Source organism: Bacillus sp. AFS077874 (assembly GCF_002566505.1).
GTDB lineage: Bacteria > Bacillota > Bacilli > Bacillales > Bacillaceae_G > Gottfriedia.
The window spans coordinates 421,093-447,841 of the sequence record NZ_NUYF01000005.1 but is presented as its reverse complement, the minus strand read 5'-3'; the positions used below and the strand labels follow the sequence as shown (position 1 = coordinate 447,841).

The window sequence follows — 26,749 nt, the reverse complement described above, 5'->3', positions numbered from 1 at the left end:
TCAACTTATTCATCAAAAAATGTCTTCGATAAAACCTAATCAAGTAGCCTTTACTTAGTCGTAATCTAACTGTGGTATATTAATCAGATTGTAGATCAATCAATTATGAAATTGCTAAAACATTTTAACATTTAAAACCATTAAAAGATCAACAAAAATGCTAATTTTATCATTATAAATGTTCACTTAAAGTCCGTTTTCCCTATTGACGATTTTATATTTCAACACTCTGAGGTGCTAAAAATTAGCTCCTTTTTTCTTTTATGGTAACATTATAAGGCAGGATTAATATTCTTTTAAATTGAATATTTTAATGGTTAACAAATATGAGAAGATCACTTTAACAATTTCAATCCAAATAAATGTTTGCTAGTTTATAAGGTATAGTTAGAATGGGTCTTTGATGTAAAATGCAAATGTTTGAGAACAGGAGGAAGCATCATGACAAAAATAGCAATTATTTCAGATATACACGGAAATAAAACTGCGTTAGAAGCAGTTTTGAAAGACATTCGCTCTAGAGAAATTGAGAGGATTTTTTGCTTAGGTGATCTAATTGGTAAAGGGCCTCAAGGCTCAGCGTGTATAGAGCTCGTTCAAAAAAATTGCGAAAAAGTAGTCCGTGGCAATTGGGATGTATTTATTCAGTCACCTGCAGAAAATGATTTTATTCAATGGTTTAGAGACAGATTAACAGAAGAAGACTATCAATTTCTAGCTTCTTTACCATTTCATATTGACCTTGAATTAAATGGACAATTAATCAGGTTTTTTCATGCTTCACCAAGGAGTGAATTTGAGAGGATTTTACCATTTCATCCAATTCAAAAACGGTTAAGTATGTTTGATAATAGTGAAATAACAAATTCAAACAAAAACGATAAGACTCCTGATATCATCTTTTATGGAGATATACATACTACCTTTTTGGAAACTTTCAAAAACGGAATTTTATGCAATGTTGGAAGTGTTGGAAATTCCCTTGATTTAACTTCAGCGTCATATGCGATTCTTGATGGTTCTTATTCAACGAATTCAATCCAATTTGTAAGGGTGGAATATGATAGAGAAGCTGAACTTATGATTGCCGAAGAGTTAAAATTACCGGATCTAGATAAATATCATGACGAAATAATGTTCGGTAAATACAGAAATTCATAACCTAAAATTAAAAACAGTGGGAAATCCTAACTTCCCACTGTTTATTATATTATTTAGCTATTTTTTTTTAAAATGGTTTTGACATTTCAATGAATGGTTTTCACTGACAAATGTTGAACTTAATAGCAAGACCCCACCAATCATTTGAACAATTGTCATTTTCTCTTGTAAGAAAACAGTTGAAATTAATAAAGAGGTGATTGGATCAACATAACTTAATGCTGCTATACTTTGCCCGTTTAATTTCTGCATACCTGAAAAGAATAATAAGAACCCAATGCCCGTGTGTACCATCCCTAAGATTATTATAAATGGAATTGAAGAAACTGACATTTCCAAAAGCCCGAATCCTTCAGTAATGAATACATATGGAATGAGAAGTGATGATGCTGTTCCAAGCTGGATAAGTGTAATTTCTAAGCCACCCATGTTTTTAATAAACTTATTGAGTAGCATTAGAGAAGCGTAAAACACAGCAGCTAATAATCCATAACCAATCCCAATAAAATCTTCTAATCTAGCCGTGCTTAACCCACCACTAGCAACAACTAATAACATACCGAATATGGATATGACAATGCAAATTAATTTCTTAGTTGATAATTTTTCTTTTAGTACGAATGGAGATAAAATTAGGACAAAGACTGGTGCAAAATAATAACTTAGTGCCGCGTTTGAAACAGTCGTATATTTATAAGCTTGGAAAAGGAAAATCCAATTTCCACCCAATGTAATACTAGAAAGTAACAAAATATAAGCATTATTTTTTACTGATGCCCATGATATTTTTTTCTTACCGATAAGCATGTATGTTATTAAAAATAAACTACCAATTAAACCACGCAATAAAGCTATTTCACTCGAATCTAAATCAATGTATCTTATAAATACGCCAATCGTACCAAAGATCGCCATTGATAGTAGGAATTGAATTTTAGATTGCATCGTCTACTCCTTCGAATCTACGAAACAGCTTATATTTCGCAGATTCTTAATCTGTTTTTAATATAAGCTCACTTAGTGTTGCTTGAACAGCAGGAGTAAACGGTGGTGGCGGTGAAGTTGAAAATGGTTTCCAAATATATAAATTAAAAGAAGATAAAGGCATTTCGATTCCCCCTATTTCAAAAGCATATTATTGTTACATTCAATTATACTAGATTAATGAATAGTTAATGAACAAAACAAACATCAAAAATAATGAGGAGATTTAATATGGAAAAACAACGTAAAATTATCTTATACATTGGTACGTCTATTGATGGATATATAGCTAATAATGATGGAACGTTAGAATGGCTAGAAACAACAGAAGTAGAAGGAGACTCTGGCTATTATACACTTTTAGAAAGAATTGACACTGTAGTAATGGGTAAAGCAACATATGATGTCGTTCGTGGATTTGATATGGAGTATCCTTATATTGCATATAAAAACTACGTGTTTTCAAAATCTGCAACTGGATCAGATGAATATGCTACTTTTATAGATGAAGATATTAAAACTTTTATAATGGGTTTAAAGCAACAACCTGGTAAAGATATATGGTTTGTTGGTGGAGGAAACCTAGCTAGAGAATTTTTTAAAGAAAATTTAATTGATGAATTTCAACTAGCGATCGCTCCAATCGTTTTGGGGAAAGGAGTCTCTCTTTACACGGGTGATGACATTACCCAAAAATACACTTTAACGAAAGTAGAAAAATTAGGTCAACTTGCTATGCTTCATTATGTTAGGAGATAATCTTATGAATTTTCCTATTTAGTAGAGTAGATTGTTGGTTATATAAACATACAAATAAAATTTAGATATTCCTTTATAAATGGTCTGCAGTAGCAGATCTTTTTATTTGCTTAATTTAGTGTTTAAAAATGATATAAATTATTGGCTAGGTATAGCAGGGGAGAAGTTTAACTTATATTCTACTAGATATAAATTGGCTAATTCTATGAAAAGACCGATTTTTGTCGGTCTTCTTATTTTTGTAACAATTGATTGAATATATAACAAGGGAGGCTAAATATTTTGTCGAATATTAAGATAAGTATTAAATTAATTTTTTAACAGATTTCCGAAAGAAGTCTCCCATCTTCAAGGAATATGAAGGGCGATTGCCCAATGAGTAGGTGGGAGATGAATTTCGGTTGGCTTTAGCCAAAGGTTTTAGACTAATCAGTCTTAGATAAGATAAAGGGCTGATGTTACCATGAAATTAGATAGTAATAACCATTCAGTATTCTCGATGTATTATCATCTTGTACTGGTTGTGAAATATCGTAGACAAGTATTTGATAGTGAAATATCTAAATTTGCAAAAGAGATGTTTGTTGAAATCGGAAGTAAATACAATATCTCTTTGGTGGAATGGAATCACGATAAAGATCATATCCACATCTTATTCAAAGGGCATCCTAACTCTGAACTGTCAAAGTTCATCAATGCTTATAAGAGTGCAAGTTCTCGATTGTTAAAGAGAGACTTCCCGCAGATCAGAAAAAAATTATGGAAAGAAATGTTTTGGTCAAGAAGTTTCTGTCTGCTAACAACAGGCGGTGCTCCAATAGATACCATTAAGAAATACATTTAAAATCAAGGTCAAAAGTGAGGTGAAATGATATGGCAAAGCAAAATAAAGCATATAAGTTTCGTTTATACCCAACAGAAGAACAAGCATTTCTTATGCGAAAAACTTTCGGTTGTGTGAGATTCGTATATAATAAAATGTTGGCAGAACGAAAAGAAACATACGAGAAATACAAAGAGGATCAGGAACAATTAAAGAAACAAAAGTTTCCAACACCTGCAAAATATAAAGCAGAATTTGAGTGGTTAAAAGAAGTTGATTCATTAGCCTTGGCAAACACACAACTAAATTGCAAACTTCTTATAAGAATTTCTTTACTGGTCAAAATGGCTTTCCTACATTCAAGAACAAAAAGGGTAGAAATTCATATACGACCAATCTTGTAAATGGAAACATCATGTTATTTGCTCGCCATATCAAACTACCAAAGCTAAAAATGGTACGAATCAGACAACATCGAACAATTCCACAAGACCACCTAATCAAGTCATGCACGATCTCCATGACATCTACGGGTAAATACTATGTTTCTATTTTGACTGAATACGAAAAAGAAATTGTACAAAAAGAAGTGAAAACCGTTATTGGATTAGACTTTGCGATGGCTGAATTATATGTGAGTAGCGAGAATGAGAAAGCCAATTAACCTCGCTACTATCGTGTTATGTCAGAAAAATTAGCAAAAGCACAACGCATTCTGTCTAAGCGTAAAAAAGGTTCTGCGCGTTGGAATAAGCAACGCCTAGTAGTGGCTAAGTTTCATGAGAAAGTAGCGAACCAACGCAAAAATTTCCTTCACAATAAGTCAAAAGAATTAGCTTCTAACTTTGATGCTGTCGTGATTGAGGACTTGAACATGAAAGGAATGTCCCAGGCCCTGCACTTTGGTAAAAGCGTTCACGACAATGGTTGGGGTATGTTCACTGCTTTCTTAGCGTACAAACTAAAAGAACAAGGAAAACAGCTTTTGAAAATTGATAAGTGGTTTCCTTCTACTAAGAAGTGTTCTTGTTGTGGTTCAGAAAAACAGATGAAACTATCCGAACGCACCTACAATTGTTCATGCGGTTATGCAACAGATCGTGACTACAATTCAGCAATCAATATCAAAAATGAAGGCATTCACCTATTAGTATTAGCATAGAAGAAAAACTCTTGGAACAAGAGGGTTAGCTCGGTCAGTTTTCGTTGGCTAGTAAAAGCAACAATAAGTCGAGAAGCCCCCACTTCAAGTAGACCCGAAGGTTAACTAAGTGGTGGGTAGTTCACAAAATTGTACTTCATATAAATATAGTGAAAAATTCATTAGGATAAGGGAGTAAGTTGAATGGTAGAAACTGTAAACTGGAAAAATAATGCTATTGGACGTAAATTTATAACTTCTTTTAGTGGAGGGAAGGATAGTGTACTAGCTGTATATAAAGCTATGAAAGTAGGTGAAGCGGTTGGATTAATCGTTATGCTAGAGGAAGAAGGGAAACGTTCTAGATCCCATGGAATGCCTCCCGAAATAATACGCGCTCAAGCTGAATCAATCGGTTTACCTGTTTATACAGGGGTGGCAAGTTGGCAGGAATATGAAAAAGTATTTACACAACTATTAGAAAATGCAAAAAATCAAGGAGCAGATGTATTAGTAACGGGTGACATTGATATGCCTACTCAAGATTGTTGGCATGATAAAGTTACAAAAAATGTTGGATTAAAGCTTGGTATGCCATTATGGGAAATGAATCATCGTGAAGCTGTCGATGAGTTTATAAATAAAGGTTTTCGAACAATTGTTGTAACAGTCAACTTAACGTTAGGAATGAGGGAAGAAGATTTAGGACGAACGTTAACACACGAATATGTAAAGGAGCTTGAAACTCGAGGTATTGATCCATGCGGAGAAAGTGGTGAGTTTCATACAACCGTGATAGATGGACCGATTTTTAATTTTCCGATTTTAGTTAAAAAGAGTGAGATTATTAGGGACGGGGAATATGCTTATTTGCCTTTAGAGCTTGCATAGTAGAATTAGAAATTAAGAATGATTAGTAGAAAATAATAGTGCTTAAAGTTTTAATAGATCAAATTAAAGCAATATTAATCATAATTTCAGTTTCAGAAAATAGGGTTCTAAAAAGGAGTTTGTAATTTGTCTATCAAAATATTAGAAAATAAAAAAAGTTGGGAGAAAAGAAGAAGATTATCAATTAAAATACTATTTTCTGTAAGCGTATTATTTTTGGTGATTATCGTGTATGGGGTATATTGGGCATTTTTTGATATGAATAGATTACCAAAAGGAGATTATCTTACAGAAGAAAAATCTCCAAACGGAAATTATACTTTAAAAGCATATGTAACAAGTGGAGGGGCATGTTTAGAGGAATATATCTTTTAAACGATCTAAGCAAAAGACTATCAAAAGTAGCTCCAATTGAACCGAAATCTGATAAGGTTCAATTGGAGCTTATGAAAATTATTTGAGAGAAAAAGAAATAAACATTTAAGGATGGAAATTATTTCGATCCTTTTTTATTGTATACTCTTTAAATGGTTCTTGTTTTGAGTTACATCTGTAAAGTAATCTTCGTAAGTCTATTCTGCTTTTCTCCAGAATATCGACTTAATCCAAATATTTCCTTCATGATTTTTTAAAAAAAAATTTCACTTTTTAAATTGATTCCAATTCGTCATGATTCCTTATAAAACAATACCTCAGGTTTCTATTTTATTTTTATATTAAAATTTATTAATACTTTTTATAAAGAAACGTCGAAATTAACCCAAATTACAAAAAGAAGTTGTTAGTGTAATATTATAATAAAATTATAAATAATAGGATGGTAATTATCTATTTAATTAGAATTAGAATTTTATTTTAAATTCACGGGGGAAATAGTAGTGGTAACAACAAATAGTAAATCAATATCTTCATTAACTTTAGGCGTTTTATCAATCATCATTCCTTATATTGGCTTTATACTTGGTATAATAGGTTTATTTATTTCTCGAAAAAGTATTGCCGAAATTAATCGCACGAATGAAAAAGGGAAAGGTTTAGCAATTTCCGGAAGGGTTTGCAGTATTGTTGGAATAAGCATACAGACAATTTTAATTATCATTTTAGTTTTAGGAATTATTACTTTTGTTTCAATGAATGATAATATGACTTTTTAATGAGAACATAATAAAACAAAGGTTTTCGAATGAAAAAAGTAGAGAAATAGTTTTTAATTATGATTAAACATTAAAGCGACTTTGACTGTTTAGATTTAAATGTATATAGTTTAAATTAAAGTCCTACATATCTACATAATTTTTGATTGAGGAGGTACGGACATGGAAGTTTTTGCAGAATATTTAGCAAGTATTGATCATCCAGACCACCGTGAGCGAACGGCTGAAATTTTGAATTGGATTTCGAATAAATTTCCTAGCCTAGAGCCACAAATTAAGTGGAATACGCCGATGTTTTCCAATCATGGCACATTCATCATTGGCATTTCGACCGCGAAGCAACATATGAGTGTATCACCTGAAGAAAAAGGTATTGTTCAATTTGCCGATGAAATTGCAAATGCTGGCTATAGTGCTACAAAAGGTTTGTTTCGTATTCCTTGGAAAGTCCCGGTTAAATATGAATTACTTGAGAAAATGATTGAGTTCAATATTCAAGATAAAGCAGAATATACATCTTTTTGGCGTAAATAATAGTTACTTATTCATAAACTAAGTTGGTAAAGATTAAATTTAATAGCAGAACGATTAACTAATAATAGGAGCTGATTAGAACAGCTCCTATTTTTTATACATAAAGATTTAAATAATAACAAGGTCATTTTAAGGACTAAATCGAATAATATAGAATCAATGTTTTAAGATAAGTGGTGATTTAAGTGAAAAATAGCCTACCAAAGAAAATACATATCATTGGTTCAGTTGGGAGTGGAAAGACGACATTAGCTAGGCAGATGTCCAAAAAGCTAAATATTCCTTATTATGAGTTAGATAATGTTGTATGGAAAAGGCAAAAGGGTCATAAAGATATCAGGCGTTCCGAGCAAGAAAGAGAATGCTATTTAGATACACTCATTCGTTCGAATACATGGATAATTGAAGGTGTTCATAATGAAGAATGGGTTAGTAATAGTTTTCAAAATGCAGAGTTGATTATTTTTTTAGATACGAGCTATTCTGTTAGAACCTACCGAATCATTAAAAGATATTTCTTACAAAAACTTAAATTAGAGAAGTCAAATTATAAACCGACACTTAAAATATTCTTCAAAATGTTTAAATGGAATAAGTATTTTGAAGAGGTGGGGAGACCAACATTCTTTAAAAAGTATAAAGATTTCAATGATAAAATATTGGTCGTTAATAATATAAATGAGGTTGAAGATTATTTTAAAGAACAACATAGATCAAAAAATATAGGAATCGCAAAATAGCGGTTCCTAATTTTTTGTTTATCGCAGTAAGTTTTTAATGTAATGGGATTGGTAGGTTTTCTACTAATTCTGATAAAAATACAAATTTAGCTTCTTCTTTAATTTTAGGTATGTATTCCTTTATTACATTTGAGGTAATTTCGCCTGGTTCTCCTACATGTCCAATCGCAATCATAGTTGGTTCGACTCTTACTTTTTCTAATAATAATCGAGTTTGTTTTTCTATATGTTTATAGGTGTATAAATCATCGAAAAATAACTTGTTTTCTATGACCGGCACGCCTATCTCATCTGCAATTTTAGTAACTACGCTCCGATAATTCGTTTTACTATCGAAAAAAAATAGGCCCCTTTCTTTACACGCAGTTAAGACAATGCGCATTACTCTCTCATCGGAAGTTGCTTTTGAACCCATATGATTATTTATTCCTATTGCGTATGGGACGTCATCAATTGCGGCTAGAACTCTTCTTCGAATTTCGTCATCACTTAAGTTGGTCTTAATCGGATTTGGACCTAACCAACTTGCTTTCCCTTTCCTTGGTTCCATTGGTAGATGAACTATTACTTCATAGCCTTTAGAGTGAGCGACAGTTGCATCCTTTTTAGTAGTAGGTAAAAAAGGCATCACTGCAACGGTTAATGGGATTGGTAGTGAAAGCATTTGGTCCGTTCCTTTCATGTTATTACCAAAATCATCAATCACTATAGCAAGCTTATGATTAGGCTCAGCAAATACTGAAGAGCAGGTAGTAGATAGAGCTACTAATATAGAGAAAATAGAAGTAATCCAAAGCTTCATCGGTAAATCTCCTTTTCCATTAATTACTATGCTCTTCTATTTTCTGTGATTATAAAGAAAATAACCGTAAAAATTGAAAAGAAACTAAAATGTTTAAATACAAAAAGGAAATGTGATTTTTATGATTTTAAAAAAGGAACTTTAATTCTGTTGGCGAATGTGATTAAGTTAAAGTTTTGGTTTCATCTTAGGAGGTATTATGAAAGATTTTCATTGCTGCGCAACCTGCCAGCATTTTATAACAAAGAAACAAGTAAAAGGTATGAAATATTATTGTAGTAGATTGGGATTTGAAACAATGACGACCTATAAGTTTAATTGCTGGAGTCCAAATGAGAATGTGAAGAAATTGATAAATAAGTTCAACGTGGACCGATAGACTCACAAACAAAAAGAGGAAGATAAAATGAATAGAAATAGGTTATATAAATCGAATACAGATTATGTATTTTTAGGTGTATGTGGAGGAATTGCAGAAGCTTTATTAATCCCATCAATTCTTGTAAGATTGGTATTCTTATTTTTGCCAGTATCACTTCTAGTCTATCTAGTTTTGGGAGCGCTGATGGGAAATGATGATTTTTATTATGTTGAAAATGTAAGAAAAAAGAGTAGGTTTAAAACTGTGATCCTTGCTTTTGTATTTACTGTAATCGTAATAGTCATTTTATCAAATTTAGGATTTTTATGAACTAACTCAAACAAATAAGGATGACCAAAAACTAAAATGACCTTAATTAAAAGGTCATTTTTATGATTTAAATCAACGGAATGCAAATTTAAAAACATTCATTTCAGATATATCTCATTAACTTAAAACTCCATTGGCTTTAATCAAAGCTTATTCTGCAGGCATAAAAGATGGAATAGATGATGGAACTTATGTTGATACGATTATTAAACAAACTGATCAAATAAACCGATTAATCGATAAATTATTAGAGTTATCAAGAATTGAACGTGAAATATTACATATAGAAAAATTTGACTTAATTCAGCTTTTTGAAACTAGTTTGGAGAACTTTGAAATCGAATTGAATCAAAATAATATCATTTTAACAAAAGAATATATTAGTATTAATCAACTAAATATTGAAGTAGATCGTGACCAATTTGAGAAAGTATTTAATAATTTAATTAGTAATGCAATTAAATATACAAAAAATCCGGGAATAAATATTAAGATTTACGAGGAGAATGAGGAAATTGTATTCATGATTAATAATGAAACAAATCTTAAAAATTCTACTCAAATAATGCAAATCTGGGAACCTTTTTATGTTATGGAGGCTTCCCGAAATAAACATTTTACAGGTACAGGCTTAGGTCTAGCAATTGTGAAATCGATTTTAACACGTCATCAGTTAAAACATGATGTGAAATTAATAGATGGAACCATTGAATTTTCAATTCATTTTCCAAAACCCTTACAGTAAAGTAAGGGTTTTTAAATTTACTTCTTAGTTCTAATATTCAAGCCATAAGGCAGCATTATGGCAATGTTAATTTATTTATATAGTAGTACCTATTAATCTATGAAAATCCATCTCGTGGGTTTTAGATTTATTGATGAATAACAACACCTGTACCAATTGAAACCATTGAGGATAACTCAAGAACATCCTTATTATACATTCGAATACAACCATGTGAAACAAAGTGACCAATAGTTGATGGATTATCAGTTCCATGAATTCCGTAATGTGGAGCAGATAGTCCCATCCATAGTACACCAAAAGGTCCACCAGGATTTGGATCTTTATTTATAATTGTATAGGTTCCTGTAGGAGTAGGTGTAAGCATTTTTCCAACACCGATTGGGTAAGTTTTAAGCAGATTGTTGCCATCGAAAAGTTTTAGTTGGCGGTTTGATGTAGAAATGTAGATCCAATTAGTCATTTTATCAGCTCCAGTTTTTAACCATATTATGAAGAAAGTTTAATAGTTGTTAAATACAAGAGGAGTAATAGAAATATGAAATGTAGATAGAAAAAATAGTAAGTTTCCATTACTTTTCTACTATTTCCTTAGTACCAAGATTGGAGCAACTGAATAATCTATAGGACAAGCACTTTAAGGAGAGGATTAGTCTATAGTGTCTAATACAATAAAATATTTTCAATATGCCCAAGAAGTTTCAAAGAAAATTGGCTGGTTACCCGAAGTAATTTATACTCAATGGCAAGTAGAAACAGCACATTTTACGTCTAAAAATTTTAAGAAAAATAACAATATCGCAGGGCAAACATGGTATCCAGGCTTATCTCTTAGTAGCAGAGGAACAGCTAGACCTAAAAATGAAGGAGGGTATTATATAAAATATAATGATCCAGTTCAGGGCTATGTTGATTTTATTTTAAATAATCCGAGGTACAGTAAAGTTAGAACATACAAAACTGCTAATGAGCAATTTAATGCGATTGCTGCGGCAGGATGGGCAGTAGCTCAAAATTATGCAGATGTACTCATCTCGGTTAAAAATGCAAATATTAAAAATGGATTATATAAAAGGATTATTGAAATTGAATTACATCCTTATAAGGGAATCTTAAAAAAAGGATCAAGGGGAGTGCAAGTAAAGAAAATTCAAGAAAAAATAGGCGTCAAAGTGGATGGGATTTTCGGGATTTTAACCGAAAAAGCGGTTAAAGAGTTTCAAAGAAAAAATGATTTAGTAGTTGATGGAATTGTTGGAGTAAAAACATGGGGCAAACTTTTCAATCCAACAAATCTATAAGGTATTTAATCATTTATAAAATGACCTGTATGATTTTAAATAGAGGTTTTTTATTTTAACCTACTACATAAGAGGGTTTGAAAGAATTTTATAGAAAAGTAAATATTAACCATTTAAGAAAAGGAGAACGAAAGTGGAAATTAGAAATGCGGAAATGAATGATTGTGAATCAATCGTAATTCTAGATTCTCAAATTATTGAAAGCCGAATTAGGGAAGATCAAATTAAACGATCAATTGAAGAAAATCGATGCATTGTTTGTGAAATGAATAAGAGGATAGTAGGTTTTATGATTTATCATAATTTTTTCTTTGGCCATTTATTTATTGATTTAATAATTGTTTCACCAAAAACGAGGAGGCTTGGTATAGCAAAAAATCTCATGAAATATGTTGAAGTTTTATCAGAAAAGAAATTATTTTCCTCTACCAACAAATCAAATATCCAAATGCAAAACGTATTTCAATCTCTAGGATATATTGAAAGTGGATTTATCGATAATTTGGATGAAGGAGATCCTGAAATTATTTATGTTAAATTAATAGATTAAACGATATTTTTGGTCATTTATTTTTTGAAGAGGAATAAAAATATTTTTATTACCCCAATTATCATTAGCCACTTCCAAATACCCATCTTCAATTCTATATAAATTTACTCTCTACAGTTTCTCAAACTTAGTTCGAAATAATCCTATCGAAAAAGTTTACTATTATTCTCAATAATTACGAAAAAAAGTGTGTAAAAAGTCCTGATGGAATGATCGATTTGTTACTTTAGGCTAATTAGTATAAAAAAATTTTAAATACATTCTTCCTGTTATTCTATTTTTCAGTACTTGATGAATAGTAATAATATATAAATGCTCCAATTATATCACTACAAGGAGTGGAAATATGGATTTTAAAAGGGAATTCATCTTAAAAACAAAAGCAATATATAAAGAAACTGTTACAGAAAATATGGCATACAGTAAGATGTGTGAGAAATTCGAATCATATTTTGTTGATTTAAAGGAGTCTTTAAAAAAGGAAATTGAAGTTTCGAATGGTGAGTTTGATATTATGATTGATAAAGATGGTGTTATTGAGGTCTTATTAAATCAAAGAGAGTTATTAATTACGATTGATGATGTTGGGGTAGTAGTTAGTATTAAATATTTTGATGAAGTGCAAAATGAACAGGTTGAAAATAAGATTGATATAATTGAATATGATGGTGGCGCATATAAAAGTCAAGTATTTCAATCACCTATTACTAGAAATATAATTGATAATTATTTGGCAATTGCGTTTAGAGATGATTTAGAGAAGAATTTTGAGAGTTATAGTGAATAATAAAGTAATTTATTTAAAAGTGATTTGTTCCAGTTAACTAATAGTAAGACTAGAGCTTGGAATATCCAAGCTCTTTTAATTTGTTATAGTTCTTGCACTTGAAATCTTAAAACAGTTTTCAATTTTTCAGGTTGAGTTTTTCTTGCATCAGAAATATAAATCTCTTTATGTGTTTTTTGAACTCTTTGTAGATTATTCTCCATACAGAATTCTTCCATTAGTTTAAAAGTTCTTGGCTCGTCATCATAGCTTCCGGTGTGCATGGTTTGAACACATAAGCCTTCAGTAATCGATTCGAGTTTTACGTTTGCTAGCAGTGGATTTTTCTTTTTTTGTTTAAGTTGATCTAAAATGATGTATGTTAAATCTTCTGTAACAAAGTCGGGTTGTCTTATCATTAATTTATATAGAAGATGTTCTTTATTTAAGTAGTCTAGTTTTCGACCTTCTTCATCTAAATCCCAAACACCTTCAAGAGGGAAGACTGTGTAATCAAAGTATCCTTCTGGAACAATGCCTTTTTTGGGTAACATTTTAATGGCATATGCTAAAGAATAAAGCGCTTCGACATTTTCTTTAAAAAATTCATTATTTGGATTGCCTTTGCCTTCAATCGTTATATATTTAAAGGTTGGTATATTAATTTTACTAGGCTTACTTTTTGGTAAATAAATTTCTTGTGAACTTTTTCTCCACTCAAGTTTACTCACTAGAAAAACTCCCTAAATAATAAGTTAGTTTGGTTTATTGTGTTATGACTATGCTTGTTAAAAAACAAAAAGCAATCACATAAAGATGTCATTGCTCTTAAAAGGTTTTAATGATATGTACGGTAAACTCCTATTACTTTCCCTAAAATTGATACTTGTTTTAATAAAATAGGAAACAGGGCATCATTTTCAGGTTGAAGTCTAAAATGGTCGCTTTCTTTATAAAAGCGCTTTACAGTAGCTTCACTATCTTCGGTCATGGCAACAACAATTTCGCCATTTTCAGCAGTAAATTGTTTTTTAACGATTACAAGATCGCCATTCAAAATACCCGCATTGATCATACTATCTCCTTCTACTCGAAGCATAAAAACTTGTTCGTTAGATGGAGCGACAGATGTCGGTAAAGGGAAATATTCTTCTACGTTTTCGACTGCAGTAATTGGAATACCTGCAGTTACTTTACCGATTACTGGAATGTTAATAATATCGTTATAGATTTCACTGTATGATGCTTGTACTTCATTTACAACCGTTGCTGTTTCGCCAAGAATCTCGATTGCACGCGGTTTCGTAGGGTCTCTTCGAATATAGCCTTTTTGTTCTAGTCTCTCTAAATGACCATGTACTGTAGAGCTTGAAGCTAAACCAACAGCCTCCGCAATCTCTCGAACTGAAGGTGGATAACCTTTAATTTTTACTTCGTCTTTAATATAAGCTAAAATTTCTGCTTGCCTTTTCGATAGTTTGTTCATTCGAATTTCCCCCTTGCCTATAAAGTAGATAATACGTTCCTCTTTATTTTTTTCATTATATCATGATAGGATAAGATATACAAACGTTAGTTCTATTTTTTATTAAAGTAGTTTTCGTGTTCGTATGGAGGGAACAGTTAATGAATGCAATAATTTACGCGAGAGTAAGTACAGCAAAGGATTCTCAAGAAACATCATTACATAGACAAATAAGTGAACTAACCGAATTAGGTGAGCGGATGGGAATGTGTATTCTAGAAACAATAGGCGAACAGGCTAGTGGATATGAAGTAGAAAGAGAAGGGCTATTCCAACTATTCCAAATGATAAAAGAGCATCAAGTTGATGCTTTGTTAATTCAAGATGAAACAAGATTAGGAAGAGGTCATGCAAGAATTGCTTTATTACATTTTTTAAAAAGGGAAGGAATAAGATTATTTACATCTTCTCAAAATGGACAATTTCAATTAAGTGAAAGTGATGAAATGGTTTTAGAAATTTTAAGTATTGTAGAGGAATATCAACGGAAAATTCATAATATGAAAATAAAAAGAGGTATGAAAAAGGCAGTTGAAAACGGGTATAAGCCTCAAAAAAACTTAGAAGGTAGTTTAAACGCCGGTGGTAGAGATAAGTTGGAATTACCGATTTCCGAAATTGTAAGATTACGTCAAAACGATCTAACATTTGAAGAAATAGCTGCAACCTTAAAAGGATTTGGATATAACGTTTCAAAGGCAACTGTCAATAGAAGGTATAATGAACATATGAAAGAAATCTCCAATATTGAAAGCTAATGCAATTTATTGTAAGATGAGATACATTGAATAGAATATCAGACTCTGACTAACGATCGCCTTTCTTCGTTGCACACCTGCAAAGCGCGATGCTCTTTACACCAATGGTAAAACAGCTCGACGTCGTCAGACTTTTTCGCAAAGAAAGAACATATAATTATTCGTCTGGTTATCAAAGTGATGGAACTAACAATGTATAGATAGATACAAATAAAGGAGAGGTTACGAATGGTTACTAAAAAATCTTTAGATAGAATAAATGAATTATCAAAAAAGTCAAAAGAAGTAGGGTTAAGTCCTGAAGAGAAAGTTGAACAAGATCAATTAAGAAAAGAATATTTAGCAGACTTCCGTTCCCGTATGGTCGATGAATTAACTTCAATTAAAATTGTTGATGAAAAAGGGAATGATATTACACCAGCAAAGTTAAAATATGAAAAAGCAAAGCGTAAAAAAAACTTACATTAAAAAAAATTTTACAATATAAAATTTCATATTTTGTTAAAAATAACAGAAAAAGCAGAAGAATATTCTGCTTTTTTCTAATTCTTGGAAAGAATTTGTTAAAAATGTCAAAACTTAGTGTTAGTTATTGTAATAAATCATGGTAAATTATATGATAATATCTATGAATAAGCTAAAGGAGCGAAATTTATGTCTAATAATATTGAACAATTAGCAATTAATACGATTCGTACATTATCAATTGATGCAATCGAAAAATCTAATTCTGGTCACCCAGGAATGCCAATGGGTGCTGCACCGATGGCATATGCATTGTTTGCAAAATTTATGAATCATAACCCCAAAAATTCAAAATGGTTTAACAGAGACCGATTTGTGTTATCAGCAGGCCATGGTTCAATGTTACTATATAGCATGTTACATTTATCAGGCTACGAAGTGTCAATTGAAGATATTAAAAACTTCCGTCAATGGGGAAGCAAAACTCCAGGACATCCTGAATTTGGACATACACACGGTGTTGAAGCTACAACAGGTCCACTAGGACAAGGAATTGCGATGGCTGTTGGGATGGCTCTAGCAGAGCGTCATTTAGCTGGTACATATAATAAAGAAGATTTAAATGTAGTAGACCACTTTACATACTCAATTTGTGGTGATGGAGATTTAATGGAAGGTGTTTCTGCAGAGGCAGCTTCATTAGCGGGACATTTACAATTAGGGCGCTTAGTAGTTCTTTATGATTCAAATGATATTTCATTAGACGGCGAATTAAATCGTTCATTTTCTGAAAGTGTAGAAGACCGCTTTAAAGCTTATGGATGGCAAGTTATTCGAGTAGAAGATGGTAATAACTTAGATGAAATTACTGCAGCGATTCAAAAAGCTCAAGAAGAATTATCAAAACCAACTTTAATCGAAGTGAAAACAACAATCGGTTACGGTTCTCCGAATAAATCTGGTAAATCAAAATCTCATGGTGAGCCATTAGGAAAAGAGGAAACGATTTTAACGAAACAAGCGTATGCTTGGGGGTTTGAAAATGCATTCCACGTTCCAGAAGAAGTGTATGCACATTTTAATAAAGTAATCGTTGAAGCTGGTGCAAAGAAAGAAGCAGAATGGGATGCTACATTTGCAAAATATGAAGAAAAGTATCCTGAATTAGCAGCTCAATTGAAGAATGCGATTGAAGGTAATATTACTGTAGATTTAGAAACAGCATTACCTAAATATGAAGTTGGTAAAAAAATTGCGACTCGTTCATCTTCAGGTGAAGCAATAAACGCTATTGCAAACGTATTACCTAGTTTCTTTGGTGGATCTGCTGACTTAGCTGGATCTAACAAAACGTATATGAATGGTAAAGGTGACTTTACAAGAGAAAGCTATGATGGACGTAATATTTGGTTCGGTGTACGTGAATTTGCAATGGGTGCAGCTTTAAATGGTATGGCTCTACATGGCGGCGTTCATGCGTTTGGCGCGACATTCTTTGTTTTCTCTGATTACTTAAAACCAGCAATTCGTTTAGCAGCTTTAATGAATTTACCAGTTACTTATGTGTTTACACATGATAGTATCGCAGTTGGTGAAGACGGACCTACTCATGAACCAGTTGAGCAACTAGCAGCATTCAGATCAATGCCTAATCTGAATGTAATTCGTCCAGCTGACGGAAATGAAAGCTCTGCAGCATGGAAAGTGGCAGTAGAAGCTAAAGACGCACCTACAATGTTGGTATTGTCTCGTCAAGATTTACCAACTTTAGAGGGGACTACTACTGATATTCATAATAAAGTTTCTAAAGGTGCTTACGTTATTTCTCCTGCGAAACAAGATAAAATTGATGTTTTATTAATTGCAGCAGGTAGTGAAGTACAATTAGCAGTTGGAGCACAAGAAAAACTAGCGGCAGAAGGAATTTCTGCATCGGTTGTTTCAATGCCTTCAATGGACTTATTTGAAAAGCAATCTGATGAGTATAAACAATCAGTATTACCAAGAGAAGTTACGAAACGAGTAGCAGTAGAAATGGGTTCTTCATTCGGCTGGCATAAATATGTAGGTTTCGATGGAGAAGTTATCTCAATCGATACATTTGGTGCATCTGCTCCGGGTAACTTATTAATGGAGAAATTCGGATTTACTGTTGATCATGTCGTATCAGCAGCAAAAAAAGTACTACAGTAAAAGGTAAAGATAGGGAAAGAATTTTAAATTCTTTTCCTTTTTCCTAAACCTTTTTCAATATAATACTTTATTAAAGATTTTTCGACAAAACTAGTTGATTTTCACTCCTTAAAAATGACAAATATTTTGAATGGAATTTTATATAATTTTCCTTACAGATAGTTGTTGGGAGTGGACAAGATATGAGGGAATATAAAATTTTTTTAATTCGAGAACCACTGTCTATAGAATTTTATGGGAAAGAGCATAAAATATATCAACTAGTATATGAGTATTATTACTCATCTATTGAACTAAGGAAAATAATCGAAAAACAATTAGAATATATAACAGAACCAATACCATTATTCGAGCTACATACATTTATTCGCAAATTTGATTCTCAACAGATCTACTTTTATGAGGAAACTGGAGAGTATCTTCTCGAACTTGTTGATGGTGCAAAAGCTCAGCTAAAACTTTATCCTCACGAACTAATTTTATATGCAGAAGGATCATTAGAGGCAGAAACAATATTCTTTGAGCTATTAAGAAAATTTCGTTCAACATTCATTGCAATTGATGTGAAGGATCAGCGATTTGGCTGGCTAAGACCTATCGCCTATCAAAAGTATATTTAAACGATTAAATTGCAGTTTGCTCTTGTATAAACTGGTTAGTTTTAGTAAAATTGTTTCTAGATGATTTTAAGGAGGAAGCAATAAAATGTGGGTATACTTTCTAGTCGGCATCTTAGCATTAATTGCAGGTGTAGCGATTGGATTTTTCATAGCTCGTCAATATACAATGAACTACCTAAAGAAAAATCCACCAATTAATGAACAAATGTTAAAAGTAATGATGGCTCAAATGGGACAAAAACCTTCACAAAAGAAAATTAACCAAATGATGAAGGCTATGAACAACCAAACAAAATAATAAATCCTTTTAAAATATAAGGCTTTATAGCTTGTTTTGAAATAAATATTAAACATATTCTTTCAGGAAACAGCTCTTTATAGTGAATCCTTTATCAAGAATTTGTAATTATTTAAATCATGAATCATTATACTAATCGAAACCACTTATTCTGTTGGAATTTACCAATGGGCGAGTGGTTTTTATGTTTTTAGAGAAAAATTTTTATGATTACCAAAAGAAGCTAAAGAGAAAAGTTAAAATTTAAAAACACCGACTTTTGCGAAAAGTTGGTGTTTTTTATATCTTTTTTCTTGAATTTTATATTTGAAAAATTTCTGTTTATCTTGCAATTTTTAATACAACATTCCAATACAATACTTTGTTAAGAAATTATTTAAGTGTAAATTCCTTAATTACTAATAAATCGGTAAGTTTTTTTAGAACAAATATTTTTATACAGAACGTGCCAAAATCCGTAAACAGTTGACAAATACTTCGAAATAAAATTGTTTAATAAGTCGATTTTTACCAAATCAACAAATTATATGAAGGGGAAAGTCGATAAAAAAGTTTATGGTGGTCCCAATATTTGTCAAAATACTTATTATTAAAAGCTTAGAATTGTTAATAATCTATTAAATATTTTATAGTGTTTTATCATATTTATACATTCTTGTAAACTATCAATGATTTTATTATTTAGTAATATGTTAGGTTTATCTAAAAGATCGAATTCATGAAGGGGGAGGAATTTTGGCAGGGTTTTTGCCGATTTATGACGATGTGTTTTATAGCTTTAAAGAGGGGGATGCAAGTAGGCTTTTAGCTTGATCAGAAGGTGACGATATAGGAAAAAAATGATGACATTACATAATCACTGGGCAAATTCGAAAACGAAAGCTACATAAATTATTGTTTACATAAGAGAGGAGAATCATTTTGAAGCGTAGAAATAAGATTGCTGCATTATCGACCACTTTAATGATTACGATGTACTCAACTTCCGCATTCGCTGCTGAACCAGGGCTTGATAAAATGCCCGGACCAGTGGATCCTCAGTCATGGGTGAATCCAGACGATATGACCTGGAATGATTATAAACCAGTCCCTGGTGTAAATTGGAGTACTGATAAGAGTATTCAACCGGAAACAAACCTTAAAGGAGCTCTGATCTTGGTCGATTTTCCAGGTCAGGATTTTATCTTGACCTTGCCTAAGGGGAAAGATCCTATCGGAAATCCACAAGTTGATGCCGTTCCTCGCGAAAAACTCGGGGAGTTTTGGACGAATTACTTGAATGTTCCAAGTGAGCTTAATCATTATCAGACAATCGATGGTTTTTGGAAAGAGAACTCATATGGAAAATGGGGTGTATCCCTTGATTCTTATGGACCTTACCGTTTGGATAAATACGAATTTCAGTATGGGCTTGACAGTTTTAATCCTGGTTCCCTGCCAAAAGATTATAAAACTGGGAATCTCTTCCAGGATGGGATAAATGCTGCAACAGCCGACATAGTCGCATCAGGAAAAAACTATGACTTTGCGTTCATTGTACATGCTGGCTATGATGAATCAACCGTTTGGCAAGAACTGGGAGAAATGAAGTTTATGGATCAGAACTCGGTGCCTGCTGAATTTGGGCCACCGAAGAATTTAACTGGATTTGAGATCATGTCAAACTGGGCAAAAACTCGTTATGTACCTTGGACTTCATGGTTTGCAGCTAAATCTATTTGGTCTGCTGCTTCGAGTGCAACATTAAATGGCAAATCGATTCGTGTTTCGATTCAAGGTGAAAGTGATGGCATGTCCACATTTGCTCACGAATTTGGTCACCTTAAAGGGCTGGGCGATAATTATAATAATGCAGCTTTAGAACCTCGAACCTATTCCGGTTACTGGGAAACGATGAGTCGTGGGTCTTTTAATGGTCCAGGTGGAACGCATACTCGTTGGATGATTCCGGCTACGCTTGGTTCTTCCTTGCCGGCACCACATACGCTTCGAAACAAGATGAAACAAGGATTTCTATCAAATGATGAAGTCCTACAACTCAACCGTGATCAATTAAAAGAGTCTGGTCCGGTGTTTGCGGATATTATCGCGCGCGAAGTACCAATTGGTAGTAAATTCGGCAGAAACGGACTCCATGGGATCAACGTCAGTATGACTGATTTAACTCCAACCAATTATCTAAGCGGGGACTGGCGTAACGATATGGTAGGTAACGTAAACAACGCTAAGTACAATAACTACACACTTGAAGTGGTAGATCGAGTTGGTGCGGATTCCTTTGCTGCTGATTCAGGTGTATTGATTTCCAAAACTAAAAATGCAGAGACTGCTCCATTCATTTGGCCAGTTGATTCACATCCAGAAGATATAGGACTGAAAGACTTTACAAAGCCTGACGGTACAACAGTATCGGTTACAAAAGGTGACCCGCGTCAAGCTCTGGATTCTTTATTCCATGCAGGGAATGGGGCTAGTTTGGTTGGCGGAAAATTCGATGGTTCCATTAGCCAAGACGATGTTGTCAGTGAGTACATCGATCCATACAATAAACTTCATTTCTACATTTTAGGGAAGTACAAAGGCAATGACGGTGTGCTACATTACCAGGTTGCCGTTCGTAATACGGAGGGCTCAGGTGCCTATAAACGCGGGGTAAATGTAAGCGCTGGTACTATACAACCTGCTGTATCAGGCAAAGTGGCAGTTTATCATTTTAATGTTACTAATACCGGCGAAGCAAAGGATCTTATTCGTGTTAACGCTTCTGCAGGTGATGATTGGACAGTTCAACTGGATCACAATGTTGTAGCAGTTGAACCGGGTAAAACCGTTGATGTACCTGTTTACGTAAAAATTCCTATAGGTATGACGGCTCCAGCCAATATTAACTTTACGGCAACTTCAGAAACAGACTCAAATCAAAGCGCTACTGATAATAATCTTTTGCTGAGCAATTTTAATGCAACAGGATTAAATTCTATTATCGATAGCTTCGATAATGCGGGAGCCTTCAAAGCAGGATCTGCGCAAGCATTGAAGGCACATTTGAATTCAGTAGAACAATTTGAAAAAAAAGGTTCTGCGGATAATGTTGTCAAACATATTAATGATTTTAAAGGTTTTCTAGATAATGAAAATGCTTCGAAAAAGGTCTCCGCAAAAGCGTATAATAATTTAAAAGCGAACGCCGATGCGATGATTGAAGTTTGGAAATAGGGTAGATTGACTGTTCAGGATAGCCTACCTGTGCCTGGGATGAGCGGGTAAGGGTGATCACAAACTAAATCACTTTCTATTGGATATTGAAACAATGGAAAGTGGTTTTTGTGTGTTAAATTAACATAATTAGATACCTAGAGAGAACAGCCATTAATTGTTTTTTTAATTTTATCAATTTCAACCTTTATTTTCTTATTCAAGTTTAGTAATAAACTATTTTCTTTAGGACGTTTTGGTAAAGTACCTGTGGGCTTGTTCGTAAAATAGGTTTCTTTTTCGTTTTTATTTTCCATAATTCACCTCCATATTAAAATTTTACTATATAAAGAAGTAATTTTTTGGCCATGTTATTTCTATTTTTTGTCAATATAGCACATCTTTATCGAGACGCATGTCTTTAGCATTACCGAAAATTAACAACCATTCTAAATAAACAGATTATTAAAAACTATTTAATTTTTATGTTATAATGAACACTGTGTTTTGAGTTTTCTAAATATTGTAAAATTAAGTTTAATAGTATTGCGGGGGTGAAGGAATGTCAGTTTTTAAAGATTTGTTTTGGTTTTTTAAACAAGAAAAAAGAAGCTATGTATGGGGAATATCTCTTTTAGTAATCGTTGCAATTTTAGAGCTACTACCTCCGAAGGTTATTGGTTATGTAATTGATGAAATGGTGAAAAACTCACTTAATAGTAAAAACTTACTTTTTTGGGTAGGTTTAATTTTTATTAATGGGTTACTTCTTTATGCATTTCGATATTGGTGGAGGAGATTAATATTTGGTTCTTCTTTAAAGTTAGCCAGACAGCTTAGAGATGATTTATACAATCATTTTTCAAAAATGTCTCCATCGTTTTATCAAAAAAATAGAATAGGAGATTTAATGGCTCACGCAACAAACGATGTTCAAGCAGTACGCGAGACAGCTGGGGCTGGGATCTTAACTTTTGTAGATTCTATTATTTTAGGTGGATCGGTACTAATAATGATGGCAGTTTCAATAAGCTGGAAGTTAACGCTTATTAGTCTATTGCCATTACCTGTTATGGCCATTTTGACTCAATACTATGGTAAATTATTACATCAACGTTTTCATTTAGCGCAAGAATCATTTTCAGAATTAAATAATAAAGTTCAAGAAAGTATGAGTGGTTTAAAGGTTATCAGAAGTTTAGGGCAAACAAAAGAAGATGTTACCGCTTTTAAAAATCAAGCAGATTTAGTAGTGAAATACAACATGAGAGTTGCTAGAATTGATGCACTTTTTGATCCAACAATCATGTTAGTTGTTTCGATTTGCTATATTATTGCGGTTGTTTATGGTTCTAGATTAGTTATTGCAGATGATATAACTGTAGGCCAATTAATTACATTTGTTACTTATTTAGGTATATTAATTTGGCCAATGCTTGCTATTGGATGGTTATTCAATATTGTCGAAAGAGGTCGCGCTTCTTATGATCGAATCCGTTCTTTATTAAGTGTTGAACCTGAAATTAAAAATAAGAAAAATGCATTAGAAAAAATTCCGATGGGTGAAATTACTTATTCAATTGATTCATTTAAGTTTAATAAAGAATCAAATTTTGAATTAAAGGATATTTATTTTAATGTTCAAGAAGGTCAAACTATTGGAATAGTTGGTAAAACTGGTCAAGGAAAAACAACTCTTTTAAAACTTTTATTGAGAGAATATGAAGTAGTTAACGGGAGTATTTCAGTTGGCGATTTAGATATTAAAGATACAACTTTATTATCTCTTAGATCACATATCGGTTATGTACCGCAAGAACATTTCTTATTTTCATCATCAGTTAAGGAAAATATTGCGTTTAGCCAAATTGATTCTTCAATCGAAACAGTACATAAAGCTGCCGAGATTGCTAATATTCATGCGGATATTTTAGAATTCCCATTGGGCTACGACACGATTGTAGGAGAAAGAGGAGTATCATTATCTGGTGGACAGAAACAAAGAATTTCAATCGCTAGATCTTTAATTAAAAATCCTAATATTTTAATATTAGACGACTGTTTATCCGCAGTAGATGCAAAAACAGAGGAAAAAATATTACACTCGTTAAAGGATGAGAGAAGTGGGAAAACAACATTTATTACTTCTCATCGTATGAGTGCTGTCATGCATAGTGATTTAATCATCGTTTTAGATGAAGGAAGAATTATACAACGAGGTAAACATGAAGATTTAGTTCAAATTGATGGTTGGTACAAAGAAATGTTTGAAAGACAACAACTAGAAGAACTAGTAGAGCAAGGAGGGAGATAATATGAATCAAGAGATTGAAATCGATGCTAAAAGGCAGAAAAAAGATTTAATACGACTTCTTTCATTTCTAAAAAAATATAAAGTTTTACTGACTTTTGCATTTATTTTCTTATTCCTTGCAACAGCATGTGAAATGTATGGTCCAATTTTAGTTAAAAGATTTCTAGATGATCATTTAATGAAAAGGTATTTTCCAAAAGATACAATCGTAATGTTATTTTCTATATATGTTGCAATAACAATCGGCAAAATTGTTTTATCCTATTTACAGCTTTTAATGTTTCAACAAATTGCTTTTAAAGTTGTTCAAGATATAAGAATGAAAGTTTATGAGCATGTACATTCATTAGCTTTTTCGTTTTTTGATAAAACGCCGATTGGAAGTATCGTATCTAGAATTACGAATGATACTGAAGCTATAAAAGATTTTTACGTTAGTGTTCTGGCAACGTTTATCCAGCAAATTGTCTTTTTAGTTGGAATCATTATTGCGATGTACTCATTAGACGCTAAATTAGCAACGATTTGTGTAGGGTTAGTTGTAATTGTTTATTTTATTATACTTACGTATCGTAAAAAGAGTTTTCCATTTTTTATGGAAACTAGAGGACAGTTAAGTAATTTAAATGCTAAATTAAACGAGCACTTACAAGGTATGTCAATCATACAAGCATTTAACCAACAAAAAAGATTACAAAATGAATTTGAGGGTGTAAATAAGTCTCACTATAATGCAGGTGTAAAAACAATACGATTAGATTCTCTGTTTTTAAGACCGGCAACAGATTTAATTTATACAATTGGTATAATGTTTGTTCTTAGCTTCTTTGGCATTACTTCTTTTAGTAATCCAGTTGAGATTGGTACAGTTTATGCATTTGTAAGTTATTTAGAAAGATTTTTTGAGCCGATTACGCAAATGATGATGAAATTATCTTTATTACAGCAAGCTGTCGTATCATCATCTAGAGTATTTGACTTAATGGATGAAGAGCAAAAAGCTCCTACTAAAGTTGGAACTGACTTACCAAAAGTAAAAGAAGGAAGTATTGATTTTAAAAATGTATCATTCGCATATGACGGAGTACACAATGTCATTCATGATATTTCATTCTCAGTTAAACCTGGTCAATCAGTTGCCTTTGTTGGTCATACAGGAAGTGGTAAGTCAACAATTATGAATCTATTATTACGTTTTTACGATGTGAAAGACGGAGAAATTCAGATTGATGATCAAAAACTATCAACATTTGAAGAAAGTGAATTACGTTCTAATATCGGATTAGTTTTACAAGATCCATACTTATTTGTTGGTGATATAAAAGGAAATATCTCAATGTATAATAACAATATAACTGATAGAGAAATTAAAGAAGCATCCGAATTAGTTAGAGCGAATGAATTTATTGAAAAATTACCAAACGGGTATGATGAGGCAGTTGTTGAAAGAGGTTCAACTTTATCAAGTGGACAGCGCCAATTAATCACGTTTGCAAGAACGATCGCAGCTAAACCTACTATTCTTATATTAGATGAAGCAACTGCAAATATTGATAGTGAAACAGAAGAAGCAATTCAAGAAGCTTTAACAGAGATGAGAAAAGGTAGAACTACTGTTATCATTGCTCATCGTTTATCAACAATTCAAGATGTTGATTGCATATATGTATTGCACAAAGGAAAAATCGTAGAAGAAGGCAACCATCAACAGCTTCTTGCAAAACAAGGATTGTACTATAATATGTATTTATTACAAAATAAAGGGTCTTTATTATTGGCCGAGTAATGAAAAGCAGCTAGATTTTCTAGCTGCTTTTTTTATATAGAACTATATTCAGAAGGATATTAGTAAAAATTAATTCATTATTAATATATTCATAAAGTGGAGGGGAAATAAACGAATCTGAAGTAAACAGTTTTAAGTGTTAAATTATACTAGTAAATTCTACATTATAAGTTATTAATTTGATAATAAAACTAGTTTATTTACAAATAGTAGAATGGTACCAAAAACGAATAGGGGGAAATTCTAATAATAGTTCAAATATAGTATGTCTCGAAGATTAGGAAGGTAGAGCGAAATAAGAAATTTTAGTGTTAAAGTACCGATTTTTACTAAAATTCGCTTAATATGCTCATTATTTATTATTTTATAATAATTAAATTTTTGTTAAATAGAATAATTATAAGTAAAAACCTAATTAACTTTTTCTAATTAAGATTCTTTATGTATTATTTAAAAAAGGAAAATATTACTAAATATTTTACGGAATTTGTTGTAATTGTTCGGAAGTTGAAGGTTTTTAGCGTTTTGTATCGAATAATATTTCTTTTTTTAG

Annotated in this window: 28 protein-coding genes and 1 pseudogene; 23 read left to right on the top strand and 6 right to left on the bottom strand. The window is 32.1% G+C overall.

The features are described from left to right. Positions 1-441: 441 nt before the first annotated feature. Entirely contained in the window at positions 442-1,161 is a 720-nt protein-coding gene (locus COJ46_RS03920; protein WP_097977933.1) for a metallophosphoesterase family protein, read from the top strand. A gap of 57 nt (positions 1,162-1,218) precedes the next feature. Here the strand turns inward: COJ46_RS03920 and COJ46_RS03915 are convergent, their stop codons facing one another. Beyond that, entirely contained in the window at positions 1,219-2,106 is an 888-nt protein-coding gene (locus COJ46_RS03915) for a DMT family transporter (protein ID WP_098565711.1), read from the bottom strand. A 270-nt stretch (positions 2,107-2,376) separates the two neighbouring features. Here COJ46_RS03915 and COJ46_RS03910 point away from each other — a divergent pair, with 270 nt between their 5' ends. The 8 genes and pseudogenes from COJ46_RS03910 (at position 2,377) to COJ46_RS03875 (ending at position 8,187) form a co-directional block, all read left to right on the top strand. Further along, positions 2,377-2,904, top strand: coding sequence for a dihydrofolate reductase family protein (locus COJ46_RS03910; RefSeq protein WP_097977929.1), 528 nt, complete (start codon positions 2,377-2,379; stop codon positions 2,902-2,904). 463 nt (positions 2,905-3,367) lie between these two features. Beyond that, a complete protein-coding gene (gene tnpA, locus COJ46_RS03905) occupies positions 3,368-3,748 on the top strand; it encodes an IS200/IS605 family transposase (RefSeq protein WP_097977928.1) in 381 nt (126 codons plus the stop codon). A 29-nt stretch (positions 3,749-3,777) separates the two neighbouring features. Then, positions 3,778-4,889 (top strand): annotated as a pseudogene (locus tag COJ46_RS03900) (RNA-guided endonuclease TnpB family protein). 183 nt (positions 4,890-5,072) lie between these two features. After that, positions 5,073-5,759 (top strand): Dph6-related ATP pyrophosphatase, encoded by a 687-nt coding sequence (locus COJ46_RS03895; RefSeq protein ID WP_097977926.1) that lies wholly within the window; start codon positions 5,073-5,075, stop codon positions 5,757-5,759. A gap of 126 nt (positions 5,760-5,885) precedes the next feature. Beyond that, positions 5,886-6,134 carry a DUF5412 family protein gene (locus tag COJ46_RS03890; RefSeq protein ID WP_097977924.1) on the top strand — a complete coding sequence of 83 codons (249 nt, stop codon included), beginning with the start codon at positions 5,886-5,888 and terminating at the stop codon, positions 6,132-6,134. 503 nt (positions 6,135-6,637) lie between these two features. Beyond that, complete coding sequence (locus COJ46_RS03885; protein ID WP_286133614.1) at positions 6,638-6,913, top strand: DUF4190 domain-containing protein; 276 nt, start codon at positions 6,638-6,640, stop codon at positions 6,911-6,913. 162 nt (positions 6,914-7,075) lie between these two features. Then, positions 7,076-7,447: an iron chaperone gene (locus tag COJ46_RS03880; protein WP_097977920.1), complete on the top strand. Its 372-nt coding sequence runs from the start codon at positions 7,076-7,078 to the stop codon at positions 7,445-7,447. Between the two features lie 185 nt (positions 7,448-7,632). Beyond that, positions 7,633-8,187 carry an AAA family ATPase gene (locus tag COJ46_RS03875; protein WP_097977918.1) on the top strand — a complete coding sequence of 185 codons (555 nt, stop codon included), beginning with the start codon at positions 7,633-7,635 and terminating at the stop codon, positions 8,185-8,187. 34 nt (positions 8,188-8,221) lie between these two features. Here the strand turns inward: COJ46_RS03875 and COJ46_RS03870 are convergent, their stop codons facing one another. Next, positions 8,222-8,989, bottom strand: a complete 768-nt coding sequence (locus COJ46_RS03870) for a divergent polysaccharide deacetylase family protein (protein WP_097977916.1) — start codon at positions 8,987-8,989, stop codon at positions 8,222-8,224. A gap of 199 nt (positions 8,990-9,188) precedes the next feature. Here COJ46_RS03870 and COJ46_RS03865 point away from each other — a divergent pair, with 199 nt between their 5' ends. From COJ46_RS03865 to COJ46_RS03855, 3 genes are all read left to right on the top strand, one after another. Then, entirely contained in the window at positions 9,189-9,368 is a 180-nt protein-coding gene (locus tag COJ46_RS03865; protein WP_097977914.1) for a hypothetical protein, read from the top strand. 27 nt (positions 9,369-9,395) lie between these two features. Further along, positions 9,396-9,680: a PspC domain-containing protein gene (locus COJ46_RS03860; protein WP_097977912.1), complete on the top strand. Its 285-nt coding sequence runs from the start codon at positions 9,396-9,398 to the stop codon at positions 9,678-9,680. A gap of 133 nt (positions 9,681-9,813) precedes the next feature. Next, entirely contained in the window at positions 9,814-10,425 is a 612-nt protein-coding gene (locus COJ46_RS03855; protein WP_097977910.1) for a sensor histidine kinase, read from the top strand. Positions 10,426-10,552: 127 nt separating this feature from the next. Here the strand turns inward: COJ46_RS03855 and COJ46_RS03850 are convergent, their stop codons facing one another. Then, positions 10,553-10,888, bottom strand: coding sequence for a L,D-transpeptidase (locus COJ46_RS03850; protein ID WP_097977909.1), 336 nt, complete (start codon positions 10,886-10,888; stop codon positions 10,553-10,555). A 196-nt stretch (positions 10,889-11,084) separates the two neighbouring features. Between COJ46_RS03850 and COJ46_RS24910 the strand changes: the two genes are divergently transcribed. The 3 genes from COJ46_RS24910 (at position 11,085) to COJ46_RS03835 (ending at position 13,063) form a co-directional block, all read left to right on the top strand. Beyond that, a complete protein-coding gene (locus COJ46_RS24910; protein WP_097977907.1) occupies positions 11,085-11,726 on the top strand; it encodes a glucosaminidase domain-containing protein in 642 nt (213 codons plus the stop codon). Positions 11,727-11,859: 133 nt separating this feature from the next. Next, entirely contained in the window at positions 11,860-12,276 is a 417-nt protein-coding gene (locus COJ46_RS03840) for a GNAT family N-acetyltransferase (protein ID WP_286133613.1), read from the top strand. A 346-nt stretch (positions 12,277-12,622) separates the two neighbouring features. After that, positions 12,623-13,063 carry a hypothetical protein gene (locus COJ46_RS03835; protein ID WP_097977905.1) on the top strand — a complete coding sequence of 147 codons (441 nt, stop codon included), beginning with the start codon at positions 12,623-12,625 and terminating at the stop codon, positions 13,061-13,063. Positions 13,064-13,146: 83 nt separating this feature from the next. Here COJ46_RS03835 and COJ46_RS03830 read toward each other — a convergent pair whose 3' ends face one another. Together COJ46_RS03830 and lexA are read right to left on the bottom strand one after the other, a co-directional pair. Next, positions 13,147-13,773: a GyrI-like domain-containing protein gene (locus COJ46_RS03830; protein ID WP_097977903.1), complete on the bottom strand. Its 627-nt coding sequence runs from the start codon at positions 13,771-13,773 to the stop codon at positions 13,147-13,149. A gap of 107 nt (positions 13,774-13,880) precedes the next feature. After that, positions 13,881-14,528 (bottom strand): transcriptional repressor LexA, encoded by a 648-nt coding sequence (lexA, locus tag COJ46_RS03825; RefSeq protein WP_097977901.1) that lies wholly within the window; start codon positions 14,526-14,528, stop codon positions 13,881-13,883. 140 nt (positions 14,529-14,668) lie between these two features. On the opposite strand from lexA, the gene COJ46_RS03820 reads away from it, so the two are divergent. The 6 genes from COJ46_RS03820 to COJ46_RS03795 all read left to right on the top strand — a co-directional run bounded on the left by COJ46_RS03820 (position 14,669) and on the right by COJ46_RS03795 (position 22,117). Further along, entirely contained in the window at positions 14,669-15,325 is a 657-nt protein-coding gene (locus COJ46_RS03820) for a YneB family resolvase-like protein (protein WP_097977899.1), read from the top strand. 228 nt (positions 15,326-15,553) lie between these two features. Next, positions 15,554-15,793 carry a DUF896 domain-containing protein gene (locus COJ46_RS03815; protein WP_097977898.1) on the top strand — a complete coding sequence of 80 codons (240 nt, stop codon included), beginning with the start codon at positions 15,554-15,556 and terminating at the stop codon, positions 15,791-15,793. Positions 15,794-15,979: 186 nt separating this feature from the next. After that, a complete protein-coding gene (gene tkt / locus COJ46_RS03810) occupies positions 15,980-17,983 on the top strand; it encodes a transketolase (RefSeq protein WP_097977896.1) in 2,004 nt (667 codons plus the stop codon). Between the two features lie 182 nt (positions 17,984-18,165). Further along, positions 18,166-18,603 (top strand): sporulation inhibitor of replication protein SirA, encoded by a 438-nt coding sequence (gene sirA, locus COJ46_RS03805; protein WP_056476717.1) that lies wholly within the window; start codon positions 18,166-18,168, stop codon positions 18,601-18,603. Positions 18,604-18,688: 85 nt separating this feature from the next. Beyond that, positions 18,689-18,901, top strand: coding sequence for a YneF family protein (locus tag COJ46_RS03800; protein WP_056476721.1), 213 nt, complete (start codon positions 18,689-18,691; stop codon positions 18,899-18,901). A gap of 921 nt (positions 18,902-19,822) precedes the next feature. Beyond that, the gene (locus tag COJ46_RS03795; RefSeq protein WP_176522607.1) at positions 19,823-22,117 is read left to right on the top strand and encodes an FIMAH domain-containing protein; all 2,295 of its coding nucleotides are present in this window, start codon (positions 19,823-19,825) and stop codon (positions 22,115-22,117) included. A 137-nt stretch (positions 22,118-22,254) separates the two neighbouring features. Here the strand turns inward: COJ46_RS03795 and COJ46_RS24360 are convergent, their stop codons facing one another. After that, a complete protein-coding gene (locus tag COJ46_RS24360) occupies positions 22,255-22,413 on the bottom strand; it encodes a hypothetical protein (RefSeq protein ID WP_176522606.1) in 159 nt (52 codons plus the stop codon). Between the two features lie 245 nt (positions 22,414-22,658). Here COJ46_RS24360 and COJ46_RS03790 point away from each other — a divergent pair, with 245 nt between their 5' ends. Both COJ46_RS03790 and COJ46_RS03785 read left to right on the top strand, forming a co-directional pair. Next, entirely contained in the window at positions 22,659-24,410 is a 1,752-nt protein-coding gene (locus COJ46_RS03790; protein WP_098565710.1) for an ABC transporter transmembrane domain-containing protein, read from the top strand. 1 nt (position 24,411) lies between these two features. After that, positions 24,412-26,196, top strand: coding sequence for an ABC transporter ATP-binding protein (locus COJ46_RS03785; RefSeq protein WP_098565709.1), 1,785 nt, complete (start codon positions 24,412-24,414; stop codon positions 26,194-26,196). Positions 26,197-26,749 lie beyond the last annotated feature (553 nt).